We start from the raw sequence: 13,815 nt of genomic DNA on the forward strand, positions 1-13,815 counted from the left end.
GACAGCTGGATGATGGGTCTTTCGGGACAGTAGTGGCGGAAGAGCGCATAGGCGATGTAGCCACATCCGAGATAGATCGCCATCCAGCCGAAAACATTCAGCTGCTGGTCGATCAATGGCCTGACGACTGACGCGATGCCCCAAATGCCAAGAGCGAGAAACACCCCAATAACAGTCGCCCCGTTTATGCGCACATTAATACGGGAGCCCCAACGGATGATCAGGAGCGTAGCTGCCAGGCCCGCACCCCCCAGCCCCAGCATGGCCAAACCGACAAGGGCCCGAGAAGCGCCATTCGCACCGCCGGAGTGAAGGACGGCGGCAAGTCCACCGACGCAAGACCACATGGCCTAAGGCACCCTGTCGAACACAAATTTGTTCCGTCTGTACTCGACCGGTGACGAAACATCCGCGCTCGGGTCGCTCATGGATATCTCCCGTCGGCCAGAGTGCGAAGGGACCTGGCGACGCAATATTCGCCTTGCGACACAACGATGTCGAGCATTCCAGCATTCGGCTGAGCGAATGCGCGGCGCGGTCGCGGCGCGCGCCGACCTTGACCGCATTTGGCCCTTTGCCGACTCGCAGGGGCGAAACGGCTTTGTTCGGTTTTGAAGGCAGAACGGCCGGGGCCTATTTCGCGGGCTAATAGCGCATCCGGCTTTCGCATCGATGCCCGGACGTGTTGACGAAGCCGTGACGCCTCAGGCGTAGGCCACCCAGCCGCGGAAGGCGAAGCCGGTGTAGAACAGGGTCGGATCGGAGAAGCCGGCCTCGCGCAGAATGGCTTCATCCTGCGCGGGCGCGAGAATGTTCAGATGGTTGGTGACGGCGTCCCGCGCGGCCGCCGCCTTGTCGGGCTCCACGCCCGACGCGGCCAGGAACGCGGAGTACCGCGACAGCCATAGCGGGCGTTCCTCGTCGCCGTCGGGAGCGCTCAGATGCGCGACCACGAAGGGTGCGCGCGGCTTGAGACGGCGGTGGACTTCCGAGGCGATACGGCGCCGCTCCGCGACATCGATGAAGTGCAGGATCAAAAGGCAGCTGGCGCCGTCGAACGGCCCGTCCGGCGCGTCGTCGATATAGCCCTGGTGAAGACGCGCGCGCGGCGCGAGCGATCCCAGCGTTTGCCTCGCGAGTCCCAGCATCGGCGCGGACGGGTCCACCCCATCGAAGCTCCAGCCGTGTTGCGCCTGCGCAAAAGCCTTCAGCTCCAGGCCGCCGCCGGCGCCGAGGACGAGGATCCGCGCATCGTCACGCGCGCGCTCGGCCAGAAGGATCGCGGCCATGGACAGCATCGCGTTGTAGCCGGGAACGAAGCGCGGCGGTCCATCGGTGTAGTTCGCCACCATTTGCGGATCGGAGAACATGTCTTGAATGCCGGTCATGATGTTGCCTTGCTGGATGGAGCCGATCACGCGCCATGCGCGCGCATGCCCTGAAGCTTTCGGGATCCGAGCCGTTTGCGAAAGTCGTCGCCCAGCATCGCCAGCGTCACCTCGCCGAGGCGCGACAGCAGCAGCGCCTCCGCATCGTGGAAGGCCTGATCGAGCGCGGCATTGACGGCCTGCTCGACGAGGCAGCCGGGCGCCTCCGTCCGGTTGCCCATGGCCAGCAGCGCGGGACTGCCGAGCGCGGTGTAGACGTCGCGCAGCGTCACCTTCGAGAGGTCGCAGGCAAGCCGCCAGCCGCCGCCATGCCCCTTCTCGGATCTGACGTAACCGAGGTCCCGCAGCCCCGCCATGATGCGCCGGATCACCACCGGGTTCGTGTCCATGGCCTTCGCCAGGGTCTCGGACGTGAACGGACCAGGCTGCTGCGCCATGTGCAGCAGGACGTGCAGCACGCCGGATAATCGGCTGTCTCGTTTCATGTAACGTTATATGTTGCATATCTGGGTCGAAGTCAACGGCTGACCGTGCCGCACCGGTCAACCTACGGCGAGGCCGTAGGGCAGGGGAGAAGTCTTGGATTGTCGGGACAGGCGCAGCCGGAAAAGCGCAGCAGACGTTGCGTTACGCGTCGCAAAGTGGACGCGCTCACCATGCGTCCGATGATGTTATCATGCGCCTGTGTTGCCCGACGGCGCAACGCCTTTCTGCCCGACGGGTCAATGTCTGCGCAATCCGCCTAAGTCATTGATCCCACGAGTGCCGGCTACTGTGCATGGGGTTGTTTTCGCACTTTTTGTTTCTGCGGGCCCAAAGGAACCGAGGTCGCCATGCTGATTTGTCACGGTGACGGCGCCGCGCACGAAGACAACAATCGGCCGGGGCGACCGTATGGACGTTTCGTCCATGCTCGAGCGGCTTCCCACATTCTTCAGTCCATTTTCAGGAGGCGCATCATGCAGGTTTATAATGTGGTCAAGTTCAAGGTGAAGGCCGGTGAGGATGCCGCCTTCCTCGACGCGCACCGCAACGGCAAGGCCAAATGGCCGGGCCTGGAGCACGGCGTCATTATCAAGACCGGCGAGCAGACGTTTTGTCTCATCGGCACGTGGTCCAGTCAGGAGGCGATGGTCGCGGCACGACCGGCGATGATCAAGACCCTCGACAGTTTCAGGTCCGTGCTCGAGGACCAGGGCAACGGACGCGGTGTAACGGATGCCGTTTCGGGGACGGTCGTGCTCGATCTCTAGAGCATGATCCGGAAAAGTGTGCAGCGGTTTTCCGAAAAGATCATGCTCAAACAAAAGAGCTAAAGCGCGATGACGATCCTCCAGATCTCATCGCGCTTTGGGCGAGCGGCGGTCCGCTACTTCATCACCCGCAAGCCCTTGGTCGTGAACCGCTGCGTCTTGCCACCCGGCCGCAACGGCCGCTTGGTGCCGGCGGCCTTGCCGGTGCCGGGCGGCTGGTGCGCGGGGACGAGCTGGTCGGGACGCGAGCCGATCAGATCGGCGCGGCCCATCTCCTTCAGGGCCTCGCGCAGCACCGGCCAGTTGTCGGGGTCGTGATAGCGCAGGAAGGCCTTGTGCAGGCGGCGCTGGCGCAGGCCCTTGATCGCCTCGACCTTGTCGCTGCCGCCGTGGCGCACGCCGCGCAGCGGGTTGACGCCGGTGTGGTACATCGCCGTGGCCGTCGCCATCGGCGAGGGCAGGAAGGTCTGCACCTGATCGGCGCGGTAGCGGTTCTTCTTGAGCCACAGCGCGAGGTTCATCATGTCCTCGTCGGTCGTGCCCGGATGCGCCGCGATGAAATAGGGGATCAGGTAGTATTTCTTGCCGGCCTGCTCGGCCGCGGCATCGAACATCCGCTTGAAGCGGTTATAGGCGCCGATGCCCGGCTTCATCATCTTGTCGAGCGGGCCGCGCTCGGTATGCTCCGGGGCGATCTTCAGGTATCCGCCGACGTGATGGGTGACGAGCTCCTTGATGTATTCGGGGCTCTCGACCGCGAGGTCGTAGCGCACGCCGGAGGCCACCATCACCTTCTTGATGCCCTTGGTCTCGCGCACCTTGCGATAGAGCCGGATCAGATCGTCATGCGAGGTGTTGAGGTTCGGGCAGATCTCGGGGAAGACGCAGGACGGCCGCCGGCACGCGGCCTCGACCTTCGGGTCCTTGCACGCCATCCGGTACATGTTGGCGGTGGGGCCGCCGATATCGGAGATCACGCCGGTGAAGCCCGGCGTCTTGTCGCGGATCTTCTCGATCTCGCGCAGGATCGAGCCCTCCGAGCGGTTCTGGATGATGCGGCCCTCATGCTCGGTGATCGAGCAGAAGGTGCAGCCGCCGAAGCAACCGCGCATGATCGTCACCGAGAACTTAATCATGTCCCAGGCGGGAATCTTGGCGTCGCCATAGGACGGATGCGGCGCGCGCGCGTAAGGAAGATCGTAGACCGCGTCCATCTCGTCGCTGGTCAGCGGGATCGGCGGCGGGTTGAGCCAGAGATCGCGATCGCCGTGCCGCTGCACCAGCGGGCGCGCATTGCCGGGATTGCTTTCCCGGTGCAGCACGCGTGACGCGCGGGCGTAGGCTTCCTTGTCCTGCTCGACCTGCTCCAGCGCCGGCAGCCGGATCACGGTCGCGCCTTTCTGGCGCGTTGCGCCCTCGTCGGCGGAGTCGAGATCGTCGGCGTGCAGCTCCGCATAGTCCGCAGGGACCTTGCGGAACAGCGCAACGCCCCTGATGTCGTCGAGCTCGCGCGGGGCTTCGCCGGCGGCGAGGCGCTGCGCCACCTCGACCACGGCGCGCTCGGCATTGCCGTAGAGCAGCAGGTCCGCCTTGGCGTCGGCCAGCACCGAGCGGCGCACCTTGTCGGACCAGTAGTCGTAATGGGCGATCCGGCGCAGCGAGGCCTCGATGCCGCCGAGCACGATCGGGGTGTCCTTGAACGCCTCGCGGCAGCGCTGCGCGTAGACGATGGTGCAGCGATCCGGCCGCTTGCCGCCTTCGCCGCCCGCCGTATAGGCGTCGTCATGGCGCAGGCGGCGGTCCGCGGTGTAGCGGTTCACCATCGAGTCCATGTTGCCGCCGGTGACGCCGAAGAACACCTTTGGCTTGCCCAGCGCCTTGAACGGCTCGGCCGAATGCCAGTCCGGCTGCGCGATGATGCCGACGCGAAAACCCTGCGCCTCCAGCAGGCGGCCGATGATCGCCATGCCGAAGCTCGGATGGTCGACATAGGCGTCCCCGGTCACCAGCACGATGTCGCAGGCGTCCCAGCCGAGCGCATCCATCTCGGCGCGGCTCATCGGCAGGAACGGGGCCGGCTTGCGCGGGCGCGCCTGCGCCATCAGGGGCTTTTCGGCGGTGATGATCTGGGTGTCCATGGGGCCTACCGATAAGACCCCGCGCCTGCGAATTCAACCGACGGGCGCGTGAAAGATTGTGGTTCCGCCGGGAGCAATCCGGGTCCGCGGGCGCAGCAATCGCCGCATATGCTCATCAGCAAGCCGTCTGCCGGGTTCTCATCGTGACCCGCATCGGATATCCGGTTGCGCCATGGGCAAGGGAACATCTGAAGGCGGCACCGAAGCGCTTGCCGGCACGGCGCCGTCTGCCGCCGGCTGGCTCGGCGCGATCGCGCTGATCGGCTTCATCCTGGTGGCGACCGCGCAGGCCTGCATCGCGGTTCATTCGCAGGAACCAACCGCCTCCGCGAACATTCTGACTTGAGGGACCGGCGCGAGCCCGGCTCGCGCGTGTCTCGACAATCTCGGCGCCAGTGCCGTAACCGGATTTTTGCCTCGATGCTTGCTTCGAAGGCGAGGGGGATTTGTGAGTACGGTCATAGAGAACTTGCTGGCGCGGAAGCAGAAGCTCGTCGAGGACCTCGAGAAGGCGCAAGCCGTAGAGGATCGCGACCGGATCGAGCACCAGCTCGAACAGATCAACACCGCGCTGGACTTTCTGGACAGGCCGGGATCGAAGGACGGGCGGTAGACGCGCTCAACCCACCTTCAGCGCTTCCACTTTCAGGGCCTTGGCATAGACCACGCCGGAATTGGTGATGTGGGTGGTCATCAGCTGTTCGAAAGCTGCAAACTCTCCGCGCCCGAACAAATCGAGCAGCTTGCGGTGCTCGTCGAACGACGTGCGGGTCCGCACGTCGATCGGCGAGGTCAAATTGGTGCGGAGCGCGGCGACGCGGCCGGAGACGAGCTGATAGGATTCGGCGAGGTAACGATTGCCGCAATGGGCGAACAGCGCCTCGTGAAACGCGGCATCGGCGCGGCCATAGGCGATGTTGTCTCGTGCCGCGACCGCCGGCTCCATCGCCGCGATCGCCTCACTCATCGTCGCCACTGCACCGTCGCGATCATGACGGTAGGCGAGCTCGGCGGCCCTGGGTTCGAGCGCGATGCGGAAGGTGCAGAGCGCCGTGATGTCCTCGGCGCTCGGCGTGAACACGAAGCTGCCGACCTGCGGCCGGATCACCACGAGCCCCTGCGCCTGCAGCTGGCCCATCGCCTCGCGCACCGGTGTGCGGCTGACGCCGAATGAGTTTGCCACCATCTCCTCGGAAATGGCAGCGCCGAACGCGAACTCGCCGTCGATGATGGCCTGGCGCAGCCGCTGCATCACCCGCTGCGACAGCGATTTCGGCGTATCGAGCTTGAGCGATCGCATGGTGCTCTCAGATCACCTTGCCGGGATTGAGCAGATGATCGGGATCGAGCGCCGCCTTCAGCGTTCGCATCAGCGCGATCTCGGCCTCGCTCCGGGCGTGGCCCAGCCACATCTTCTTCAGCGTGCCGATGCCGTGCTCGGCGGAGACGCTGCCGCCCATCTCGCGCACGAGGCCGTAGATGATCGCGTCCATCTCTTCCTTCGGCTGCTGCGCGACGGTGAGGCCGCTGACCCAGGAGACGAGATGCAGATTGCCGTCGCCGATATGGCCGTAATAGACGCTCTCGCAGCCCTTGATGCCGGAGGCCAGCGCGGCCTTGCAGCGCGTGGCGAACTCGTCCATGCGCGCGACCGCAAGACCGATGTCGTAGGAGATGTGCGGGCCCAGCACCTGGCCGAACTCGGCGCAGATGTCGCGCACGCGCCAGAAGGCCTGCGTCTGCGCCAGCGATTGCGCCACGGCGGCGTCCGCAAGCAGCCCGCGCTCCATCAGCTCCTCGAGCCAGCTCTGGAAACGCGGCGCATCGAGGCTTTCGTCGGTACCCTGCGCCTCCACCAGCACGTAGAGGCCGTGGCCGGCGGCGACCGGCGGCTTCACGCCGGCGCGCGTCGTGATCACGTCCCAATAGTCCGGCCACATCACCTCGAAGGCCGACAGCAGCGGGCCGAGACCGCTGCGTGCCGCGTCGAGCAGCGCGATCACCGCGGCATAGTCCTGCAGCGCGCAGAGTGCCGCCATGGTCGAGCGCGGTTTCGGGAACAGCCGCAGCACCACGCGGGTGATGATGCCGAGCGTGCCTTCCGAACCGATGAAGAGATGCTTCAAATCGTAGCCGGCATTGTTCTTCATCAACTTGTTGAGACTGGTGATGATGGTGCCGTCCGGCAGCACCACCTCCAGGCCGAGCACCAGCTCGCGTGTCATGCCGTAGCGGATGACGCGGTTGCCGCCGGCATTGGTCGAGAGGTTGCCGCCGATCGCGCAGGAGCCGCGCGAGCCGAGGTCGAGCGGAAAGAAGAAGCCGGCTTCATCGGCGGCCTTCTGGATCGTCTCCAGCGGCGTGCCGGCCTTGACCGTCATGGTTGCCGAGGCGCGGTCGATCTCCTCGATGCCGGTCATGCGCTCCAGTGAGATCGCGACCCAGCCCGCCTCAGGCGAGGCGCCGCGGCACAACCCGGTCAATCCGCCCTGCGGCACGAAGGGCAGCCGCGCCTGCCGGCAGGTCGCAATCGCATCGGCAACACCCTGCGCATCGAGCGGGCGGATCACCGCGCGCGGTGTCTGCGGCAGACTCGCGCTCCAGTCATTGCAATTGCGGGCGGGCACGTCGGTGCCGGTCAGCACCGCGGCCGCGCCGAGCCGGTCGCGCAAGGCGCCGAGCAATTGGTCGGGATGCTCATTGGGGGTCACCATGTCCATGCGAGACCTCCTTGGGGATCTGGTCGTGCGCCGTGACGGCGGAAAGCATTTGCGTCCTTCTTGTATGTAAGGTACAACTTAAAAAGTAAAGTAAAAACAAGCCTCACGAGGCCGCCCCGGGATGGCTCGGGGATCAGGGGCCTGGTCCGAGGCGACAGCAAAGGGTGGTGTGATGACGGAGGCAATTCGCGGGTTCTGGGTGGCATCGGCGACGCCGCTGGCGACGGACGGCAGCGTGGACTCCGCCAAGCTCGCGGCTCACGCCAAGCAATTGTTCGGCAAGGGCGTCGACGGCGTCGTGCTGTTCGGCACCACCGGCGAGGGCACCTCCTTCAATGTCCCCGAGCGCGTCGCGACCATCGAAGCCGTGCTCAAGGCCGGCGTCGCGCCGGAACGCATCGGCATCGGCGGCGGCTTCCCCGCCATCGCCGACAGCATCGCACTCTCGCGCGCCGTGCTCGGCCTCGGCCTGCGTCACGTGCTGCTGCTGCCGCCCTATTTCGACCGCAGCGTCACGCCCGAGGGCATCGAGGATGCCTTCGCCGCGATCATCGACGGCGTCGCCGACGACCGCCTGCGCGCCTATCTCTATCACATCCCGCAGGTCTCGGGCGTTGCGATCCCGACCAGCGCCGCCGCAAGCCTGCGCAAGCGTTACGGCAAGGTGGTCGCGGGCCTGAAGGACTCCAGCGGCGACTTCAAGCAGTTCCAGGCGTTCCGCGCCGCCGCGCCGGAGCTCGCCATCACCGTCGGCAACGAAGCCGACATTACCCGCGCGATCGCCGCCGGCGGCGCCGGCACCATCTGCGGCATGGCCAATGTCGTGCCGGAGCTAGTCAAGGGCATGCTCGACGGCAAGGATGTCGAAGCGCGCATGCAGGCTGCGATCGACGTCGTGGTGAAGACGCCATCCTTCCTTGCGACGCTGAAGGCGATCCTCGCGGCACAGACGGGCGATGCAGGCTGGCTGCGCGTGCGCCCGCCGCTTCGCGCATTGTCCGACGGCGCTGCGTTCAAGCGACAGCTCGACGAATTGATGGCGCCTGCGATCGCATGAGATCTCACAACGTCGCGACATGTTGCCGTGAATTCGCGTGCAGCGTGTCGCCATCGCTGCCGGATCAATCGGTGATTGACGTTTGGCGCCGCTCAACGCTTAGAACGATTCAACACTAGAGCGATTCAAGTCCGGCTACGGTTCTCTTCGATCCCGGCGGCTGTTACAGGCGCACACTTCAATGCTCTTGACTTGAAGTGGAATGAAAGTGCGTGCCCCCGTGGATGGCCAGCATGACAGCGGCCATCATCGTGCTGCCGGCAAGAGCCGTGCAGGCCTTCTCATTGGAGCAGCCGTGCTGCTCGCCGAATCTGCCTCCAACACAACGACCGCGCGGGCGCAATCGGCGCTGCCGCCTGTGACGGTGGATGCGCCGGCGCAGCGGCCGAAGCCGGTGCGTGCCTCGCAACAGTCCCCGCGCCGCGCGCAAACCGCTGCTCGTAATCCTGCACCCGCAGCGCCAACACTCTCGGAACGCGCCGCCGCTGCGGCCGCCGCCCAACAGGCCGCCAAGCTCGGCTACCGCGCGATGCCGAGCGCCACCACGCTGCGCAGCGGTGCCTCGCCGCTCGACACTTCGCAGGCCGTCAACGTCGTGCCCGAGCAGGTGTTGAAGGACCAGCTCCCACGCAACATCGACGATGCGCTCATCAACGTTTCCGGCATCACCCAGACCAATACGCTGGCGGGCAGCCAGGACGCCGTGATCCGCCGTGGCTTCGGCGACAACCGCGATGGCTCGATCATGCGCAACGGCATGCCGCTGGTGCAGGGACGCAGCTTCAATCCCGCGGTCGAAAGCGTCGAGGTGCTCAAGGGCCCGGCCTCGCTGCTCTACGGCATCATGGATCCCGGCGGCATCGTCAACACCATCAGCAAACGGCCGGAGCTCTATCAGCACGGCTCGGTCACGCTGCTCGGTTCCGCCTTCAGCGCCTCGAAGACCGGCGCCGACGGTCTCCTCGACATCACAGGCCCCATTGGCGACCAGGGCCTTGCCTATCGCTTCATCGGTTATGGCGTCAGCGAAGACTACTGGCGCAATTTCGGCCGTCACCGCGAGATGCTGGTGGCGCCGTCACTGGCCTGGTACGGCCAGGACACCACGGTCCAGCTCAACTACGAGCATCGCGAATTCATCTATCCGTTCGATCGCGGCACGGCGTTCAATCCGGTGACCAAGGCGCCGCTGGCGGTACCCGCCACGCGCCGGCTCGACGAACCCTTCAACAACACCTGGGGCACGTCGGACCTGATCCAGGCTTCGGTCGAGCACCGCTTCAATCAGGATTGGAAGCTCTACGCCGGCTACAGCTACAACACCGAAACCTTCAGCGCCAACCAGCTACGGATCACAGGCATCAACTTCACAACCGGCGCAGAGACGCGCAGCAATGACGGCACGCAGGGTTCGCTCAGCAATGTCAGCTACGGAACGTCCTACGTCTCCGGCGGCTTCTGGCTCGGCAACATGCGCAACGAGGTGCTGTTTGGCGGTGACGGCCAGTATCGCACCATCTACCGTGACAATCTGATCCGGCAGGCGACGCCCGCCATCAATATCTACAATCCCGTCTACGGCTTGATCGGACCTGGTACCACCGTCTCGAACTCCGACAGCGCCCAGACCGACAAGCTCGGTCAGTGGTCGCTGTTCTTCCAGGACACGCTGCATCTGACTGAACGCTTCGCGCTGGTCGGTGGCGTGCGTTACATGGATTACGACCAGATCGCCGGACGCGGCAAGCCGTTCGTCACCAACACCAACGTGTCCCAGGACAAGGTGCTTCCGCTCGGCGGCGCCATCTTCAAGCTGACCGACCAGATCTCGCTGTATGCAAGCTACACTGAATCGCTGAAGCCGAATTCGACCATCGCGCCGATCGGCATCGTGATCGACTCGAATGTCGCTCCGGAGGAAGGCGTGTCATACGAGACCGGCGTCAAGTTCGATCTGAACAAGCGCATCTCCGGTACGCTTGCGCTCTACGATCTCGACAAGAAGAACGTGCAGACGACGAAGACGAACAGCGCAGGCGTCGTGGAGCTCCACACCGTCGGCCGCGCCCGCTCGCGCGGCGTCGAGTTGGACGTCACCGGCAGGCTCACCGACAGCTGGGCCCTGATCGGGAGCTATGGCTATACCGACGCCCGCGTGACGGCGTCCGAGGATCTGACGTTGCTCGGCAAGAAGCTGCAAAACGTCGCTTTGAACACAGCCTCGCTCTATCTGGTCTATGACTTCGGCACCGCATTGCCGGGCCAGCTTCGTCTCGGCGGCGGCGCGCGCTACGTCGGCGATCGTCCCGGCGATTCCATCAATTCCTTCTTCTTGCCGTCCTATGTGGTCGCCGATATCTTCGCGACCTATGAGACGAAACACCAGAACACGCCGGTGATCTATCAGCTCAATGTCAAGAACCTGTTCGACACCGTCTACTATCCCTCCGCTGTCAACAATCTGAACGTCGCGATCGGTGATGCGCGGCGCGTCTCGCTGTCGGCAACGGTGAAGTTCTAGGGTTGGCCGTGCGGCACACCCACACGGAATTACTGATCGGGCGGGTCATGGAGCCCGGCTTCGATGAGTAGGGTAGGGCACAAGATCAAGGCGGCTCTGCTTCAGGTCCACTCCATCGCGGGCCTCATCCTCGCGCTGCTGCTTGCCCTGATCGCGCTGACCGGCGCGATCATGAGTTTCGAGGACGAGATCGTCGATCATCTCAACGCCGACATCATGCATGTCGCGCCGCGGACCGCGCCGGTGCTGATGCCCGACGAACTGGTCGCCCGGTTGAAGGCAGCGCAGGATTTCGGCAAGGTCTCGGCCGTCACGCTGTCGAGCGATCCGTCGGCGACGGTGCGTGTCCGCTTCGCCCGCGACGAGCAGGGCGCGCGGCCGATGTCGCTCTATGTCGATCCCCATGACGCGCGCGTGCTGGGCTCGCCGCGCGGCGAAGAGTTCTTCGCGACCGTGCGCAGGCTGCATCGCTGGCTGCTGATCCCCGGCGACGCCAAGGGCTGGGGACGCCAGATCACCGGCGTCGCCGCGCTCGGCCTGATCGTCATGCTGGTCTCGGGCCTCGTGCTGCGCTGGCCGCGGCGCGCCGGCAGCGTGAAGATGTGGTTGAAGCCGAATCTCGGAATCGGTGGCCGTGCGCTGCATCGATCGCTGCATGCGGTGATCGGAACCTGGGTTCTGCCGGTCTATCTGGTGATGACGCTGACCGGGCTGTGGTACTCGTTCGACTGGTACAAGGACGGTGTCGTCTGGCTGTTGTCGCGCCCGCACGTCGCCGCCGCAAAAATGGAGACGAAGGCGCCACGCGCGCCCGGCCGAGCCGAGCCGGTTCAGCCGATCGGATTCGATCAGGCATGGACGACGTTCCGGCGCGAGGAGGGCGAGCGATTCTCCAGGGCCTTGCTGACGCTGCCGGCCGGTTCAGGCACAGTGATCCGGATTCGGTCGTGGGGGAAGGATTCGACGCTCGACACCACGCGCGACGAATTCCGCATCGATGCCGTCACCGGTCAGCTGGTCTCCGCGGAGCGCTACGCCGACAAGACGCTCGGCGAGAAGATCATCGCGAACGTGCTCGACATCCATCGGGGTGCGGTGCTGGGCTGGCCCGGCAAGCTTGTGTTCATGATTGCCGCGGCGCTGATGCCGCTGTTCTCGGTCACCGGCATCCTGCTCTATTTGTCGCGCCGAAAGCTGCGGCGTCCTGCGCAGCCGCCGCTCGGGCGGCTCGTTCCGGGCGAGTGAGCGGCTGCCGGAAAGGCTAGCCAACACCTCGACAATCGTTCAAAAGCTCCAGGCCGTCTTGTCAGGGTCCGTGCCATGAAGCTCCCCGCCGCCACTCCAGCCGATATTCGCCGTGCGCTGCTCCTGCGTGAGGAGATCGCACTGCTCGATCTCAGGCATGAAGCGGCCTTCGCGACCGGCCATCCGCTGTTTGCCGCCAACATGGCCGCCGGCCGGATCGAGATCGAGGCCGAGCTGCGGCTGCCGCGCAAGGACGTGCCAATCGTGCTCTATGATGACGGCGAGGGGCTGGTCGCGGCCAGCGCCGAACGCCTTGCCGCGCTCGGCTACAGCAATATCAGTGCCCTCGACGGCGGGCTGAAGGCCTGGCGCGCGGCGGGCTATCAGGTGTTCGAGGACGTCAACTCCTATTCCAAGGCGTTTGGCGAGTTGGTCGAGGCGCGCAGGCATACACCCTCACTCAGCGCCGACGAGGTGGCAAAGCTGATCGCTGACAAGGCGAACATCGCCATTCTCGACGTCCGTCGTTTCGACGAATATGCGACCATGAACATTCCGGGCTCGGTCAGCGTGCCCGGCGCGGAGCTGGTCCTGCGGGCAGGCAGCGCGGCGCCCGATCGCGACACCACCATCATCGTCAACTGTGCCGGCCGCACGCGCTCGATCATCGGCACGCAGTCGCTGATCAATGCAGGCGTGCCCAACAAGGTTCGCGCGCTGCGCAACGGCACCATTGGCTGGACGCTGGCGCGGCATGCGCTCAACCACGGTGCTGACCGGCGCGGCACGATCGGGCCGTTCGAGGGCGGCCCGGCCAATGCCCGCGACGTCGCCTATCGCGCCGGCGTTCGACATATCGGGGTCGGCGAGATGTTGGCGCTGCTCGCGCACACCGATCGGACGCTCTATCGCTTCGACGTGCGCGACGCCGAGGAATATGCGGCCGGCCATCTCCCGGGCTTCCGTCACTATCCGGGCGGTCAGCTCGTCCAGGAGACCGACATGGCCGCGCCCGTGCGCGGCGCGCGCATCCTCCTGACCGACGACAAGGGCGTCCGCGCCGACATGACGGCGTCGTGGCTCGCGCAGATGGGCTGGGAGGTCTATGTGCTCGAAGGCGGCTATGATGGCGCGCTCGATGTCGGTCCGCCGCGCGTGCTGCCCAAGCCCGACCCGGCGCATCGCTACCGCCGGCCCTATGAGGGCACCGATGTCGCCGAACGCGCGATGCAGGCCTATCTCGATTGGGAGTACGGCCTGGTCGAGCAGCTCCGCCTTGACGGCACGCACGGGTTCTACGTGATCTGACCGGGCGGGCTCGCCGCGAGCCGTACACCATCACCGTCACCCCCGCGCAACGGCGAAGCCGTTGTCGCTGAGGTGGCCGCTTCTTAGCGGCCCTCGAAGGGCGACGGCCCGGCTGGGCCGTTCATCCTTCGAGGCTCACCCTGCGGTGCATTCGCACCGCAGAGCTCGCGCCTCAGGATGACGGA

General features: G+C 65.5%; 12 protein-coding genes. 7 read left to right on the forward strand and 5 right to left on the reverse strand.

What is annotated here, in order from left to right:
- Window positions 1-704: 704 nt before the first annotated feature.
- Both GPL20_RS30870 and GPL20_RS30875 read right to left on the reverse strand, forming a co-directional pair.
- Complete coding sequence (locus tag GPL20_RS30870) at window positions 705-1,418, reverse strand: class I SAM-dependent methyltransferase (RefSeq protein WP_254125654.1); 714 nt, start codon at window positions 1,416-1,418, stop codon at window positions 705-707.
- Window positions 1,415-1,873, reverse strand: a complete 459-nt coding sequence (locus GPL20_RS30875) for an Rrf2 family transcriptional regulator (protein WP_157334848.1) — start codon at window positions 1,871-1,873, stop codon at window positions 1,415-1,417. Before GPL20_RS30875 ends, GPL20_RS30870 begins: the two co-directional genes overlap by 4 nt.
- Window positions 1,874-2,347: 474 nt before the next feature.
- Between GPL20_RS30875 and GPL20_RS30880 the strand changes: the two genes are divergently transcribed.
- Window positions 2,348-2,641, forward strand: a complete 294-nt coding sequence (locus GPL20_RS30880; protein WP_157334850.1) for a DUF718 domain-containing protein — start codon at window positions 2,348-2,350, stop codon at window positions 2,639-2,641.
- 116 nt (window positions 2,642-2,757) lie between these two features.
- Here the strand turns inward: GPL20_RS30880 and GPL20_RS30885 are convergent, their stop codons facing one another.
- Window positions 2,758-4,779 (reverse strand): YgiQ family radical SAM protein, encoded by a 2,022-nt coding sequence (locus GPL20_RS30885; RefSeq protein WP_157334852.1) that lies wholly within the window; start codon window positions 4,777-4,779, stop codon window positions 2,758-2,760.
- A 172-nt stretch (window positions 4,780-4,951) separates the two neighbouring features.
- Between GPL20_RS30885 and GPL20_RS30890 the strand changes: the two genes are divergently transcribed.
- A complete protein-coding gene (locus GPL20_RS30890) occupies window positions 4,952-5,125 on the forward strand; it encodes a hypothetical protein (protein WP_246251097.1) in 174 nt (57 codons plus the stop codon).
- Between the two features lie 102 nt (window positions 5,126-5,227).
- A complete protein-coding gene (locus tag GPL20_RS30895; protein ID WP_246251109.1) occupies window positions 5,228-5,392 on the forward strand; it encodes a hypothetical protein in 165 nt (54 codons plus the stop codon).
- A 6-nt stretch (window positions 5,393-5,398) separates the two neighbouring features.
- Here the strand turns inward: GPL20_RS30895 and GPL20_RS30900 are convergent, their stop codons facing one another.
- Together GPL20_RS30900 and GPL20_RS30905 are read right to left on the reverse strand one after the other, a co-directional pair.
- A complete protein-coding gene (locus GPL20_RS30900; RefSeq protein WP_157334856.1) occupies window positions 5,399-6,079 on the reverse strand; it encodes a GntR family transcriptional regulator in 681 nt (226 codons plus the stop codon).
- Window positions 6,080-6,086: 7 nt separating this feature from the next.
- Window positions 6,087-7,499: an FAD-binding oxidoreductase gene (locus tag GPL20_RS30905; RefSeq protein WP_157334859.1), complete on the reverse strand. Its 1,413-nt coding sequence runs from the start codon at window positions 7,497-7,499 to the stop codon at window positions 6,087-6,089.
- Window positions 7,500-7,671: 172 nt separating this feature from the next.
- Between GPL20_RS30905 and GPL20_RS30910 the strand changes: the two genes are divergently transcribed.
- From GPL20_RS30910 to GPL20_RS30925, 4 genes are all read left to right on the forward strand, one after another.
- A complete protein-coding gene (locus tag GPL20_RS30910; RefSeq protein WP_157334861.1) occupies window positions 7,672-8,556 on the forward strand; it encodes a dihydrodipicolinate synthase family protein in 885 nt (294 codons plus the stop codon).
- Between the two features lie 202 nt (window positions 8,557-8,758).
- Complete coding sequence (locus GPL20_RS30915) at window positions 8,759-11,077, forward strand: TonB-dependent siderophore receptor (protein ID WP_157334863.1); 2,319 nt, start codon at window positions 8,759-8,761, stop codon at window positions 11,075-11,077.
- Window positions 11,078-11,140: 63 nt separating this feature from the next.
- Window positions 11,141-12,322, forward strand: a complete 1,182-nt coding sequence (locus tag GPL20_RS30920) for a PepSY-associated TM helix domain-containing protein (RefSeq protein ID WP_157334865.1) — start codon at window positions 11,141-11,143, stop codon at window positions 12,320-12,322.
- 75 nt (window positions 12,323-12,397) lie between these two features.
- A complete protein-coding gene (locus GPL20_RS30925; protein ID WP_157334867.1) occupies window positions 12,398-13,630 on the forward strand; it encodes a rhodanese-like domain-containing protein in 1,233 nt (410 codons plus the stop codon).
- The last annotated feature ends 185 nt before the right edge of the window (window positions 13,631-13,815 follow it).

Origin of the sequence: Bradyrhizobium cajani (assembly GCF_009759665.1) — a bacterium.
GTDB lineage: Bacteria > Pseudomonadota > Alphaproteobacteria > Rhizobiales > Xanthobacteraceae > Bradyrhizobium > Bradyrhizobium cajani.

Excerpts from the sequence above, each read along its gene's own strand:
- GPL20_RS30880 (WP_157334850.1), top strand. The coding sequence starts at position 2,348 with ATGCAGGTTTATAATGTGGTCAAGTTCAAGGTGAAGGCCGGTGAGGAT.
- GPL20_RS30920 (WP_157334865.1), top strand. The coding sequence starts at position 11,141 with ATGAGTAGGGTAGGGCACAAGATCAAGGCGGCTCTGCTTCAGGTCCAC.
- GPL20_RS30925 (WP_157334867.1), top strand. The coding sequence starts at position 12,398 with ATGAAGCTCCCCGCCGCCACTCCAGCCGATATTCGCCGTGCGCTGCTC.
- GPL20_RS30905 (WP_157334859.1), bottom strand. The coding sequence starts at position 7,499 with ATGGACATGGTGACCCCCAATGAGCATCCCGACCAATTGCTCGGCGCC.
- GPL20_RS30885 (WP_157334852.1), bottom strand. The coding sequence starts at position 4,779 with ATGGACACCCAGATCATCACCGCCGAAAAGCCCCTGATGGCGCAGGCG.
- GPL20_RS30875 (WP_157334848.1), bottom strand. The coding sequence starts at position 1,873 with ATGAAACGAGACAGCCGATTATCCGGCGTGCTGCACGTCCTGCTGCAC.
- GPL20_RS30910 (WP_157334861.1), top strand. The coding sequence starts at position 7,672 with ATGACGGAGGCAATTCGCGGGTTCTGGGTGGCATCGGCGACGCCGCTG.
- GPL20_RS30915 (WP_157334863.1), top strand. The coding sequence starts at position 8,759 with ATGAAAGTGCGTGCCCCCGTGGATGGCCAGCATGACAGCGGCCATCAT.
- GPL20_RS30890 (WP_246251097.1), top strand. The coding sequence starts at position 4,952 with ATGGGCAAGGGAACATCTGAAGGCGGCACCGAAGCGCTTGCCGGCACG.
- GPL20_RS30900 (WP_157334856.1), bottom strand. The coding sequence starts at position 6,079 with ATGCGATCGCTCAAGCTCGATACGCCGAAATCGCTGTCGCAGCGGGTG.